The following is a 12,957-nucleotide window of genomic DNA, read 5'->3' on the forward strand; positions in this document are numbered from 1 at the left end:
CCTTGGCACTTGGCCGCGTCGGAAACCGGCGGCGACGTGGTTGCGGCCGAGCGTCTCGACATCGCGCTCGGCGCGCTGCACCGCGCGTGCCTCAGCCTGGCATCGCACCTCGCGCCGTTCCTGCCTGACGCGGCTCACCGCATCAGCGCGCAGTGCACTCCGGTCGACGGCGTGCTGCCGGAAAGCAGGCCGCTGTTTCCCCGCCTCGAATGAGGACTCAGGCCTCAGGCCCGCTCTTGGGGCGCCAGCCGGGCGGCGGATCCTCGCCGACACGGCCGTCGACGGCCTCGCGCAGCAGGTCGGCGTGGCCGGTGTGGCGGCCGTACTCCTCGATCAGGTCGCAGACCAGGCGGCGCAGGCTGGCGCGGCGGCCGTCGGGCCAGGCCAGGTGGGCGAGCTGATCGAGGCCGCCCTGGGCGAGAGCTGCATCGAGCCGCGCGCGCGAGCGCTCGATCGCGCCGTCCCAGAGGCTGTAGAGCTCGTCCGGCGAAAGCCCGGCGGTGTCGAACGTGTACGACCAGTCGCCGCCGCCGTCCCAACCGAGCGCGTCCCAGGGGGCGCCGAGCGGCAGTCCGGACAGTTTCACCGTGAACATGACGTCCTCGCAGGCGGCCAGGTGCTTGAGCAGGCCGCCGAGGGTCAGCTCGGAGGCGCCGACGCGGGTGCTGAGGCCGGCGGCGTCCAGGTCGTCGGCCTTCCAGCGGAAGGTGGTGCGCAGTCGGTCGAGCGCGCCGATCAACTGCTCGGCTTCGGTACCGGCGAGCGGCGGCTCCCAGGGAGTTTCAAGATCGTTCATGGGTTTCACGGTAGCCGGGAGCACCGACAGTTCCCTGGTGCGGTGGCGGGCCGCGCTGGGTAGGTTGTGACTTTGACCGGCCGGCGCGACGGCTCAGCCCGCAAGTTTTCGGGGAATCCGGTGACTCATTCCGATCAGATCGAGGTTCACCCCGCCTGGCTGCCCGCCGCGGCGTTCCGGGCGCTCGGCTCGCGTCGCGTGCTGGTGCGCGGCGAGGGTCAGCTCGTTGATACGGTTACGGGCGAGATCGAGCAGGCTTGCGCACGGTACGGCGGCAGCCGGCGGCGCCAGCGGCAGGGCGAGGCCGGCGCGGATCTCGACGGCAGCCGTTACGAGCTGGTACTCGCGCTGACCAGGGCGCATCCGTTGCCGAGTGCGGCGGTCGGCGTCGTCGAACGGGGCGCGCTCGGCGATGAGGGCTTCGCGCTCACCAGGCGCGACGGCGCCACGGCGGTCCTGGCCGACGAGCCGGCCGGGCTTCTCTATGGCCTGTTTCACGTGGCACGTCTCGGCGAGGCCGCGTTCGCGGGCTCGCGTCCGGTGGAGCGGCACCTTCCGGCGACGCCGCTGCGGATGCTCGACCACTGGGACAACATCGACGCGCACCCGGTGATGGGCCAGGTGGAACGCGGTTATTCCGGAGGGTCGATCTTCTGGGAAGACGGCGCTCTGCGCGAGGACTTGGCGCGGGTGCGGGCCTACGGCCGGTTGCTGGCCGCGTGCGGGATCAACCGCGTCGCGATCAACAACGTGAACGTACACGCCTCCGAGGCGCACCTGCTCACGGATCGGCTCGGCGACGTGATCGCAATCGCGGATGCGTTGCGTCCGTACGGGATCCGAGTGCATCTGTCAGTGAACTTCGCCTCGCCGATCGCGCTCGGCGGGCTGCCGACCGCCGATCCGCTGGACGCGCAGGTGCGCGCGTGGTGGGAGGAGACGACTCGGCGTGTGTACGAGTCGGTCCCCGATTTCGGCGGCTACGTCGTGAAAGCCGATTCCGAAGGGCAGCCGGGCCCGTTCGCGTACGACCGCACGCACGCCGATGGCGCGAACCTGCTCGCCGACGCGCTGGCGCCGTTCGGCGGAATCGTGCACTGGCGGGCCTTCGTCTACGACCACCGGCAGGACTGGCGCGATCGCTCGACCGACCGGGCCCGCGCCGCCTACGACCACTTCGCGCCGCTGGACGGACAGTTCCGCGAGAACGCCATCCTCCAGGTGAAGTACGGCCCGATTGACTTCCAGGTCCGCGAGCCGGTTTCGCCGGTGATCGCGGCGATGCCGTCGACACGCCTCGCGGTCGAGTTCCAGGTGACTCAGGAGTACACCGGTCAGCAGCGGCACGTGTGCTACCTCGGGCCGCTGTGGAGCGAGGTGCTCGGTTTCCGGCCCTGGGGCCCGGAAGAGTCGACCGTCGCGCAGATCGCGGTGGCCTCCGGCGGCGGACTGGTCGCGGTCTCGAACGTGGGCAACGATCCGTTCTGGACCGGCCATCCGATGGCGCAGGCCAACCTGTATGCCTTCGGCCGTCTGGTCTGGGATCCGCAGCTGGACCCGACCGCAGTGCTCGATGAATGGATCGACCTGACCTTCCAGCCCGCTGCGGACAGCGGCGGGGCGAAGCTGCGCGACACCCTGCACGCGATGATGGACGAGTCCTGGCTTGTGTATGAGCAGTACACGGCGCCACTCGGGGTCGGCTTCATGGTGCATCCCGCGGACCACTACGGTCCGAGCGTCGACGGGTACGAATACACGCAGTGGGGCACCTATCACTTCGCCGACCGGGACGGCGTCGGTGTGGACCGCACTCAGGCGAGCGGCACCGCGTTCACCGGCCAGTATCCGAAGGCCTGGTCCGAGGCGTATGAGTCGCTGGAACAGTGCCCTGACGAGCTGCTGCTCTTCTTCCATCACGTCCCCTATACGCACCTGCTGCGCAGCGGATCGACGGTCATCCAGCACATCTACGACACGCACTTCGCGGGCGCCGAGCGCGCAGCCGAGATGCGGCGGGCGTGGGAGGAAGTCGAGCCCGGCGGTCTGGTGACGCCGGCGCTGTACGCGCGTGTGCGCGAAAGGCTGGACGAGCAGGTGCGCTGCGCGCAGGAGTGGCGCGATCAGATCAACGCCTACTTCTTCCGCAAGTCCGGTGTTCCTGACGAGCGTGGCCGGCGTATTTACTGAGTGCGCAGAATGCGGACGCCGCGCGCGTCGAGAGTCGTCCGCTGTCCCGCTTGGATCTGCGTTCCCGTCAGCAGGTCGGTGCCGGTGTGGTCGGCGGCGACCTCGATGGGCTCGTCGCGATGGTTGAGCAGGAACAGCAACTGTGCGCCGTCTGGTGCGACCCGGAAGGCCGTTTCGAGGTCTGGCACGTCCGGGTATCGCAGCGCGATGTCATGCTCGGCGAGCACCTTTCGCACGACCCACGAGACGCCCTCTTGATCCAACCCGGCCGCGACGTACCAACCGTGGCCCGAGCCGAATCGATTGCGCGTGACCGCCGGCGTTCCGGCGTAGAAGTCCGCCCGGTAGGTGCCGACGGTCTCAGCGCCCTGAGGAATGACGAGTTCGAAGAGGAGTCGCGAGCCGGCGTCGAGCCGGTCGGATCCGGATTCGAGACGCACCGGGTTCACGAACTCGGGCTCACGAGCGTCCCACTCGTCGATCCGGATGCCCATCAGCGGCCCGAGCGGACCCGGCACGTCCATCAGGAACGCGTTGTCGTTCTCGTCTACCCGGCCGGACAGGAAGGTCGCCACGACCGATCCACCGCGCGTGGCCACTTCCTCCAGCCGCCGCGCCAGATCGCCCTTGATCATGTGCAGCGCCGGAGCGAGGACGACGTCGTAGCGGGACAGATCGGCGGTCACCGGGACCACGTCGACGTCCACGCCCGCCTGCCACAGCGCGGTGTAGTAGGCCAGCACAACCGGCTGATAGCGCACAAGGCGCGACGGGCCGTCCGAGATCTCCAGCGCCCACCAGCTGTCCCAGTCGAAGAGCATTGCGACACGGGCCGGCGTGCGCGCGCCGAGCGTGCTGCCGCCGAGCCGTTCCAGTTCCGCGCCCAGCTCGGCGACCTCGCGGAAGACGCGCGTGTCGGCGCGGCCCGCGTGGCCGATGACCGCGCCGTGGTACTTCTCGCTGGCACCGCGCGAGGCGCGCAACTGGAAAAACAGCACGCTGTCCGCTCCGTGCGCCACGGCCTGCCAGCTCCACAGCCGCATCACGCCCGGGCGTTTCAGCGGGTTGATGTCCCGGCAGGCCGTGAAGCTCGGCGTCTGCTCCATGAGCCAGAACGGTTGGCCGCCCTTGAGGCCGCGCATCAGGTCGTGGGTGAACGCCATCCGCGCCTGTGAGGTGTCATTCGGCGGGTAGTTGTCCCAGGAGGCGAAGTCCAGGTGCGGGGCCCAGCGGTGGTAGTCGATCGGCCGGTACATGCCCATGAAGTTCGTCGTCACCGGCAGATCAGGGCTCGACTCCCGGATCGCCGCCTTCTCGTCCAGGAAGTCGGCGAGCATGGCGTCCGACATGAACCGCAGGTAGTCCAGCGTGATGCCTTGGAAGGCGGTGTGGTCGGGGCCGCGCCAGTGCTCGGTCAGCGCGGAGGGCGGCTCGATCTCGTCCCAGTCGGCGAAGGTGTGCGACCAGAACGTCGTGTACCAGGCCGCGTTCAGCGCCTCCAGCGAGGAGTACTGCTTGCGCAGCCAATCGCGGAATCCGGCGGCGCACAGCTCGCAGTAGCAGGCGCCGCCGTACTCGTTGCCGATGTGCCAGGCGACGACGGCCGGGTTCTCGGCGTACCGCTGTGCGATGCGGCGAGCCAGTTCGCGGGAGAGGCGGCGGAAGACCGGAGAGCGTGGACACGCGTTGTGCCGCTGACCGTAGCGGTGCTTGCGTCCCTCGAAGTCCGTGCGCGTCACCTCGGGGTACGCGCGGGCCAGCCAGGCGGGATGGGCGCCGGTCGCGGTGGCCAGGCAGACGTTGCGGCCCTCGTCGGCAGCGCGCTGGACGATCCGGTCGAGCACGCTGAAGTCGTACCTGTGCTCGGCCGGCTGAATCAGAGCCCAGTCGAAGACGCCGAGGGTGACGGTGTCGATCCCGGCGGCGTCAAAGAGCTGATAGTCCCGGGCCCAGACCTCCTCGGGCCACTGTTCCGGGTTGTAGTCTCCGCCGAATGCGATCTTCGAGGCGGCGGGCAGGCTCACGCGGTGAACTCCTCGGCGGCGGTGAACTCCTCGGTGACCAGCGCGATCATCGGCCGGCAATTGCGCAGCAGGAACGCCGCGAACCCGGCGCCGAGCAGCGCGAGCACCGCCTCCGAGGCGACTGCCACCAGGGCGACCGCACAGATCAGGAGGCAGAGATTGCCGAGCGTCACCGCTTTGGTGCGGCCGAGGAAGTAGGCGGCCAGCCGCGCGATGTCGATCGGGCGGAAGGCGAACAGCGAGGTGATCACCAGCGCGTTGGCCATCCACAGGGTCGCGACGGCGGCGAAGGCGACCAGCAGCGCGGCCCACCAGTGTGGGATCGCCGCGGCCCGGGTGTGCGAAAGGTTCACCGCGAGGACGGCCATCAGTGCCAGCCACGGGATCCACACCCGCAGCACGCCGCCGGCGTTGAGCCGGTAGCCGCGCCAGAACTGCGCCGCGGGTTTCAGGTCGGTCAGGTCGCTCCTGTGCTGGCGCAGCGCGAACAGGGCGGCGGACAGCGCGGGGCCGAGCGGGATCACGCACGCGACGGCGAGCGGTGCGTTGCTGGCGTCGCGATCCAGCAGCACCAGCGGGATCAGGCCCGGCAAGGTGGTCAGCAGCAGCAGCGACTCGATCGTCAGCAGGCTGTAGACAAAGGCGGCGACGCGAGCGAGTGGCCCTTCGCCGAACTCGCGGCGCGTGCGGGAACCGGTCGCGGGGGCGGCAGTGTGGTCACTCATCGCCTGACTCCCTCTCGCCGTGCTCCGGAGTATCGGCGGGTAGACCGAGCAGCCGCCGCGCGTCCCACCAGGGCGGGGTCTCGTCGGTCACGGCGCTGAGTTCGACGAGCGTGACCTCGTGCCGGTCGAGGTTGAGGAGGAGGTCGACGCGGCCTGCGTCGATGGGCAGGCTGCGGTGCGTGCGCACGGGTTCGGCGGCCTCGCGCAACGCGTCGAGCAGGCGCGGCGAGGGGGAGGCCGGGCGGCCCATCTCGCACCACGCCGCCCAGGCGTTGCCCGCTTCCTCGCTCACCGAGGAACGAAGCAGGAACGCTGTCCTCGGCCGTCGATCGTCCTGGGAGTCAGCCCCCTGCGGCCCAACGGGGATCGAGAGCCGCAGGGCGTGGCCGGCCGCCGGCTCTTGGCCGGTGGCGTCAACAGGCGCCCAGGCCAGGACCGCGATCCGGCCGTCCGCGTGCCGGGTGACCAGATGGTCGTCGCCCCGGGCGAGGACCTGTTCGCCCATGCGGGCCATGAAGGCGTACAGGTGGTAGGTCGGCTTCTTGATCTGGCGATGGGTCAGCAGGCCGAAGCCGCCGTGGAACAGCGCGGTCGGGACGCCGGTCTCCTCGAACATGTCGCTGAACGTCCAGTAGGAGAAGGAGTCCACCAGCTCTCCGCCCGCGGCGAGCACCGGCGCGAGATACGCGGCGTGGAACGCGGTGTCGTGTATCGGATTGTCCGGCCGGTAGGAGGAGTTGAACTCGGTGATGTGCACCGGCAGCTGCGCCAGCGCCGTGTCGCGCAGATGCTGCCGTGGCGCGGCGAACTGCTCCAGCAGCGTGGTGGCCGGTTCAAGGGTCTGATGCACGCCGAACGGCACGTGTTGCGCCGGCCCCGAGGTGTAGGCGTGCCGGCTGACGAAGTTGACCGGCACCGAGCGGTCCGCGACGAACTCGGCGAAGGGCCGCAGCCAATGGTCCGCGCCCGGGGAAAGGGCCGGTCCGCCGACCTGGAGCGAGGCGTCCACGTCCTTGACCGCGTGCGCGGACACCTCGTACAGCCGGTGGTAGGCGTCCCGGTCGGCGTCCTGCCAGAAGTCTTTCAGGTTGGGCTCGTTCCATACCTCGATCGGCCAGCCGCGCACCTGGTCGAGTCCGTAGCGGTCGACCAGGTGCGCCACCGTCGCGCGCACCAGGGCGGCCCATTCACGGTGGTCGCTCGGCGGCGTGACGTTGCCGTGCCACCAGAACACTGTTTGCGTTCCGGAGGCGAGGGCGGCCGGCATGAAGCCCAGTTCCACGAAGGGCTCGATGCCGAGCTCGAGGTACGCGTCGATCACCTGGTCGACGTAGGTGAAGGCGTGCCGCACGTGCCTCGAACCCTGATACTCGTAGGGCTGGTACACGCCGACGCCGTCGCTGAGCAGCCCGTGCCCGCGAATGTGCCGGAACCCGATCTCCCGCTGGATCAGCGCGAGCGAGTCCTGGTAGTCGCGGCGCAGCGCGAGCTCGAACCGGCCGGTGCCGACGCAGTAGCGCCAGGCTTCGCTCAACCGTCCGGCTGCCTGCTGCGGGACGAGGATCGGGTTCGGCACGATGCTCCTTCGCGGGCCGGGATGACTCAGTGCTCTGCTTCGTGGCTCAGCCGTGAGCCTTCTTGTAGTTCTGGTACGCGGTGTTGATCAGGTTGATGTACTGATCCGAGCTGCGGCCCTTGAGTTCGGCGACGTATTGGTCCCACTGGCTCAGCGGCCGCTGGCCGAGGATGAACTTGGCGGACTGCTGGTTGACGTAGTCGAGCAGGTTCGTCTCCCACAGCGTCGCCTGCTCGCGCTGGTCCGCGCTCAGCGGGTGCGGCGGCGGCAGCGGCAGCGTGCGGCGGCTGTTCATCACGTTCTGGAAGGCCAGTTCCTCCGGCGGGAACTGCGAGTCGAGCAGCTTGGTCGAGCCGCCGTAGGCGAAGACGCCGTTGGAGAACCCGTACGTCACCTGGAGGTTCTTCGTGCCGGCGGGGTTGAGCCCGGCCCAGGTCACGTCGGGCGCCAGCTTGAACGTTCCGTCGTCGACGCTGCCGGTGTAGGTGGTGCCCTCGATGCCCCACTTGGCGAACAGCTCGCCCGCGTCCGAGTACCAGAGCCAGTCGATGAACTGCATCATCGCGACGAAGTTCTTGCTGCTGCGGGCCTTCGAGGAGATCATCACGCCGTTCTCCAGCCTGGTGCCCGACTTCACCGCGCCCGCCGGGCCGATCGGCACCGGGATCTTCGCCACCGTGGCGCCCGGGATGTGCGCGATGTCCTTACGCAGGGTGTTGATGACCTCCTGCGCGTTCGTGCTGATGACGAACGTCTGGCCGTTGGCCCACTTCTGCTTCGCCTGGTCGTCGGTCTGGGTGAGGCTCTCCGGGTCCATCAGCTTCTCGCTCACCAGGGTGTTGAGATACTGAAGCACCTGCTTGTACTGGTCCATCGCGCCGGTGTAGACGAACTTGCCGGAGGCCGAGTCCCACCAGCTGTGCTGGTAGTTCCAACCCGCGTAAGTGCCGTACGCGTCGCCGAGGGAGGCCAGCAGCCGGTTGGCGCCCGGGCCGGGACCGGGGCTGCTCCATCGGTCGGAGAGCGGGTACTGATTCGGGTAAGCGGCCTTCATCGCGCGCAGCATGGTGTGCACGTCGTCCCAGGTCTGCGGCACCGCGAGGTTGAGCTTCTGCAGGATGTCGGTGCGCACCGCGATCGAGTAGTCCGCCCAGACGTCCTGGTGCAGCCCGGGCAGCAGGTAGAACTTGCCGTCCGCCTCGCGCAGCTGGTCCAGGTCGCCCTGCAGGTTCCACTTGGCGACTTTGTCCTGGAAGTTCGGCATCAGGTCGAGGTAGTCGCTGACCGGCAGGACCGCCCCGCTGGCGATGTACGCCTCCTCCGCCGGGTGATACGTCTTGGGAATGATCATCGGGGCGTCGCCGGCGCCGACCATGACGCTGCGCTTCTGGTTGTAGTCGCTCAGCGGCACCACCGTGGGCTGGAAGCTGACGTTGGTGCGCTTGGTCAGCTCCGACCAGAACGGCCACTTGGCGTCGTACGGGTAGCCCGGGTTGCTGAGCACCATGATCGAGAAGGTCAGCGGCGAGGTGGCCTTGAACTGGTCGCCGACGCCGTACTTGGCCATGGCGCCGTCCCGGTTGCCGGACAGGTCGCTGCTGTGCTTGCCGCCGCTGGAGCTGCTGCAGCCGGCCACGGCCAGCGCGGCGAGCCCCGCGGCCCCGAAGAGCGCCTGCCTTCTGGACAGTGTGGTTTTCGTGAACGGGGCGTTCATTGAGACTCCCTTGTCCGAGCGAACGGTGTGCGGTGCGTGGGTGTTCGGATTCCGGCGCGGGGGGTGAGCTAGCCCTTGACCGCGCCCAGCATCACGCCGGAGACGAAGTACTTCTGGATGAACGGGTAGAGGGTCAGGATCGGGAGGACGGTGAGCACGACGGTCACCGCCTGGACACTGGCCGCGACCTGCAGCGCGGTGTCGCTGGACGTGCCCTCGTTCATGCCGCCCGCGCCGGTGGCGCCGGCGATCAGGTTGCGTAGATAGACCGTGACCGGGAACAGGTCGGTGCGGTCCATGTACAGGAACGCGGAGAACCAGGAGTTCCAGAAGGAGACCGCGTAGAAGAGGATCATCGTGGCGATCACGGCCTTGGACAGCGGCAGCACGATGCGCCACAGGATCCCGTACGTGGTCAGGCCGTCGACCGCGGCCGCCTCCTCCAGCTCGCTCGGCAGGCTCTCGAAGAACGCCTTCATCACCAGCAGGTTGAACACGTTGATCGCGTTCGGCAGCACGATCGCCCAGAGCGTGTTGCGCAGGCCGAGCTGGCTGACCAGCACGTAGTTCGGGATCAGGCCGCCGTTGAAGAACATGGTGAACACGGCGATGCCGATCAGCACGCTGCGGCCCTTGAGCTGGTGCTTGGAGAGCACGTAGGCGTAGCAGGTGGTCAGCACCATCGAGATCACCGTGGCGACGACCGTGTACTCGACGGTGTTGCGGTAGTTCCTCCAGAACATCGAGTCCTTCATCACCGTCTGGTAGGTGGTGAGGTTGAACCCGTGCGGGATGAGGTTCACCGTTCCCTGGCGGATCGCGGACTCGGAGCTGAACGACTGCGCCAGGATGTTGACGAACGGGTACAGCGTCACCACCACGACCCCGATCAGGATCACGGCGTTGACGGCCTGGAAGAGCCGGTAGCCGCGGCTGGGCCGGATCCGGGTCGGCGGCGTCGGGGCCTTGCGCCCGGGTCGCAGTTCACTGATGGTTACCACAGGCTCGCTCCGACCAGGCGCCGGGACAGGTAGTTCGCGGAGATGACCAGCGTCAGCCCGATCAGCGAGTCGAAGAGCCCGATGGCCGCGGCGTAGCTGAAGCTGCCCGACACCACGCCGACGCGGTACAGGTAGGTGGAGATGACGTCGGCGGTCGGGTAGGTGAGCGGGTTCTCCAGCAGCAGGATCTTCTCGAAGCCGATCGCCATGAAGGTGCCGATGTTGAGGATCAGCAGGGTCATCATGGTCGGCCGGATGCCGGGCAGCGTCACATGCCAGGTCTGCTGCCAGCGGTTCGCGCCGTCGATCCGGGCCTGCTCGTAGAGCTGCCCGTCGATCGTGGTCAGCGCGGCGAGATAGAGGATGGTGCCCCAGCCCGCGGTCTGCCAGACCTCTGAGGAGACGTAGATCTGCCGGAACCAGCCGGGCTGCTGGAGGAACAGGATCGGCGCGTGCCCGACCGCGTGCAGCGCCTGGTTCACCACGCCGTTGGCGTCGAGGATCTGGGTGATGATCGCGGCGACGACCACGATGGACAGGAAGTGCGGCAGGTAGGAGACCGACTGCACGAAGCGCTTGACGCTGCTGGTGCGCACCTCGTTGAGCAGCAGCGCCAGGATGATCGGCACCGGGAAGGTGAACAGCAGGGTCAGCCCGCCGAGAATCAGGGTATTGGTGAACACCTGCCAGAACGTCGGATCGCTCCAGAACATCTGGAAGTAGTGCAGCCCGACCCATTCCTCGCCGAACAGGCTGCCGCCCGGCTCGTAGCGCCGGAACGCGATGACGTTGCCGACCATCGGCAGGTAGCGGAAGACCGCGAAGAACAGCAGCGGCGCGACGACCAGCGAGTACAGCCGCCAGTCCCGGCGCACTGCGCGGCGCCAGGTCAGCTTGCGCGGGCGCGGGCGGGTCGCGCCGGCCCGCGGCCGCGGGGCGTCCCGGGTGCCCGAGAGCGGGTCCAGGGTTCTCGGCGTGCTCATTTCATCCTCCGGCCTCCGGTGCGGTGTGCGTGAGCGGGGCCCCGTCGTGCCCGAGCTCGTAGTCGGGGCCTGATATGACGGGCGAGTCGCCGCCGGAGCGCGCGCCCGGCTTCGCCGCGGATTCGACGCGGGCCACGGAGATCAGGCGGCGCTGGTGGCCTACTTCGCGCTCCGCGCCGACCAGGCGCAGCGGCACGGCGCCCTCGGTGTGCGCGCTGGAGCGGCCGAAGCGCAGCTCCACGTCTCCGGGTTCGACGATGCGCCGGCCCTGCACTCCGGTGAACGAGGCGAGGTCGGCGGGCACCGTGAACGAGACCCGGGCCTGCTCGCCGGGCTCCAGGGGCACGCGGGCGAAGCCGACGAGGCGCACCACCGGCCGGGTGGTCTGCGCGACCGGGTCGTGCAGATAGAGCTGCACGACCTCGGTACCGGACCGGCCGCCGGTGTTGCGCACGGTGATTTGAACGGTCACCTCGCCGTCGACCGGCCAGTCGTTCGGCTGCCCGTCACTGTCGCCGTCGCCGACCAGGCCGGCGCCGCTCCACTCGAAGCTGGTGTATCCGAGCCCGAATCCGAACGGGAACGCGGGGGTCGGGTCGATCGAGGAGACCTGCGAGCGCCGGCCGAGCGGCGGGGAGAGGTAGGTGGCGGGCAGACCGCCGGCGTCCCGCGGCACGCTGACCGGCAGCCGGCCGGACGGATTCGCGACGCCGGTCAGCACCTCGGCCAGCGCCTGGCCGCCGCGCTGGCCGGGGAAGAACGCGTAGATCACACCGGCGGCGTCCGCGAACTCGTCGCCGAACGCGTACGGACGCCCGGCCAGCAGCACCAGGACCACGGGTGTTCCGGTCGCCAGCACGGCGCGCACCAGGTCCGCCTGCACGCCGGGCAGCCGGAGGTCGGCCGCGTCGCAGCCCTCGCCGGAGGTTCCCCGGCCGAACAGGCCGGAACGGTCGCCGACCGCGAGTACGCACACGTCGCAGTCCGCTGCGATGGCGGCCGCCGCGGCGATGCCCGAGGCGTCGTCGCCGTCCACGGTGCAGCCCGGTGAGTAGGCCAGGCCGGGAATCAGCTCGCTGAGCGACTCGCGCAGCGACGGGATCTCCAGGCCGAGTCCGCGGCCCGCGTGCGCGCTGACATGCACGGGGAAGGAGTAGCAGCCGAGCATGGCCAGCGGCTCGTCGGCGACCGGCCCGATCAGGGCGACCCGGCGGCCCGGCGCCAGGGGCAGCACGCCGTCGCGGTTGCGCAGCAGGATCACCGATTCCCGGGCCAGGCGCAGGGCGATCTGCTGATTGGCCTCGTCGTCGAAGACGAGTTGGTCGAACTGTTCGGGCTGCTCGGGCTGCCCGGCTTGCGCGGCCTGGTCCGACGGCGGCCCGTCCAACAGGCCGAGCTGCGCCTTCTGGATCAGCACCCTGCGCAGGGCGCGGTCGACCAGCGCCTCGTCCACGGTCCCGGCCCGCACCGCCTCGACCAGAGGCGCGCCATAGGCGTCCACCGTGGGCAGTTCGACGTCGATCCCTGCTTTGAGGGCCAGCCCGGCGGCGTCCGCGGCCGCCGCGGCGACGCCGTGCAGCGTCTGGAGGAAGCGCACCGCGAAGTAGTCGGCGACCACCGTGCCGGTGAATCCCCACTCCTCGCGCAGCAACCCGGTGAGCAGGGCCTCGTCGGCCGCGACCGGAACCCCGTCGATCTCAGCGTACGAATGCATCACCGAGCGGGCGCCGCCGAGCCGCAGGGCCATCTCGAACGGCGGCAGCACGACGTCGGCCAGCTCGCGGCGGCCCATCGGCACCGGGGCGAGATTGCGGCCGCCGCGCGAGGCCGAGTAGCCGGCGAAATGCTTGAGCGTCGCGACGATTCCGGCCCGTTCCAGGCCTCTGACGTAAGCGGACCCGATCACGCCGACGAGGTACGGGTCCTCGCCGATGGTCTCCTCGGTGCG

The 12,957-nt window shown here is 69.4% G+C and carries 9 protein-coding genes and 1 pseudogene; 2 read left to right on the top strand and 8 right to left on the bottom strand.

Annotated elements, in window-relative coordinates:
• A pseudogene (locus VFB40_RS28235) lies at nt 1-213 on the top strand (methionine--tRNA ligase); the annotation flags it as partial.
• A 4-nt stretch (nt 214-217) separates the two neighbouring features.
• Here VFB40_RS28235 and VFB40_RS28240 read toward each other — a convergent pair.
• Nucleotides 218-796: a mycothiol transferase gene (locus VFB40_RS28240; protein ID WP_324856074.1), complete on the bottom strand. Its 579-nt coding sequence runs from the start codon at nt 794-796 to the stop codon at nt 218-220.
• A gap of 120 nt (nt 797-916) precedes the next feature.
• Here VFB40_RS28240 and VFB40_RS28245 point away from each other — a divergent pair, with 120 nt between their 5' ends.
• Nucleotides 917-2,986 carry an alpha-glucuronidase gene (locus tag VFB40_RS28245; RefSeq protein ID WP_324856076.1) on the top strand — a complete coding sequence of 690 codons (2,070 nt, stop codon included), beginning with the start codon at nt 917-919 and terminating at the stop codon, nt 2,984-2,986.
• Here the strand turns inward: VFB40_RS28245 and VFB40_RS28250 are convergent.
• The 7 genes from VFB40_RS28250 to VFB40_RS28280 all read right to left on the bottom strand — a co-directional run.
• Nucleotides 2,980-5,010, bottom strand: a complete 2,031-nt coding sequence (locus VFB40_RS28250) for a beta-galactosidase (RefSeq protein WP_324856078.1) — start codon at nt 5,008-5,010, stop codon at nt 2,980-2,982. The two genes, VFB40_RS28245 and VFB40_RS28250, sit on opposite strands and share 7 nt — an antisense overlap.
• A complete protein-coding gene (locus VFB40_RS28255; RefSeq protein WP_324856080.1) occupies nt 5,007-5,735 on the bottom strand; it encodes a DUF624 domain-containing protein in 729 nt (242 codons plus the stop codon). Before VFB40_RS28255 ends, VFB40_RS28250 begins: the two co-directional genes overlap by 4 nt.
• The gene (locus VFB40_RS28260; protein ID WP_324856082.1) at nt 5,728-7,311 is read right to left on the bottom strand and encodes a GH39 family glycosyl hydrolase; all 1,584 of its coding nucleotides are present in this window, start codon (nt 7,309-7,311) and stop codon (nt 5,728-5,730) included. The genes VFB40_RS28255 and VFB40_RS28260 overlap by 8 nt, the downstream gene beginning before the upstream one ends.
• Before the next feature lie 46 nt (nt 7,312-7,357).
• Nucleotides 7,358-9,025 (bottom strand): ABC transporter substrate-binding protein, encoded by a 1,668-nt coding sequence (locus VFB40_RS28265; RefSeq protein ID WP_324856083.1) that lies wholly within the window; start codon nt 9,023-9,025, stop codon nt 7,358-7,360.
• A gap of 68 nt (nt 9,026-9,093) precedes the next feature.
• Nucleotides 9,094-10,017 carry a carbohydrate ABC transporter permease gene (locus VFB40_RS28270; RefSeq protein WP_414642164.1) on the bottom strand — a complete coding sequence of 308 codons (924 nt, stop codon included), beginning with the start codon at nt 10,015-10,017 and terminating at the stop codon, nt 9,094-9,096.
• Nucleotides 10,018-10,019: 2 nt separating this feature from the next.
• A complete protein-coding gene (locus VFB40_RS28275; protein WP_324856087.1) occupies nt 10,020-11,009 on the bottom strand; it encodes an ABC transporter permease in 990 nt (329 codons plus the stop codon).
• Nucleotide 11,010: 1 nt separating this feature from the next.
• Nucleotides 11,011-12,957 (bottom strand): glycoside hydrolase family 3 C-terminal domain-containing protein (locus VFB40_RS28280; RefSeq protein WP_324856089.1); only part of this gene is annotated, 1,947 nt, incomplete at its 5' end.

The organism is Actinocrinis sp., from assembly GCF_035650855.1.
In the GTDB taxonomy this organism is placed as follows: domain Bacteria; phylum Actinomycetota; class Actinomycetes; order Streptomycetales; family Catenulisporaceae; genus Actinocrinis.

Excerpts from the sequence above, each read along its gene's own strand:
- VFB40_RS28240 (WP_324856074.1), bottom strand. The coding sequence starts at position 796 with ATGAACGATCTTGAAACTCCCTGGGAGCCGCCGCTCGCCGGTACCGAA.
- VFB40_RS28255 (WP_324856080.1), bottom strand. The coding sequence starts at position 5,735 with ATGAGTGACCACACTGCCGCCCCCGCGACCGGTTCCCGCACGCGCCGC.
- VFB40_RS28265 (WP_324856083.1), bottom strand. The coding sequence starts at position 9,025 with ATGAACGCCCCGTTCACGAAAACCACACTGTCCAGAAGGCAGGCGCTC.
- VFB40_RS28275 (WP_324856087.1), bottom strand. The coding sequence starts at position 11,009 with ATGAGCACGCCGAGAACCCTGGACCCGCTCTCGGGCACCCGGGACGCC.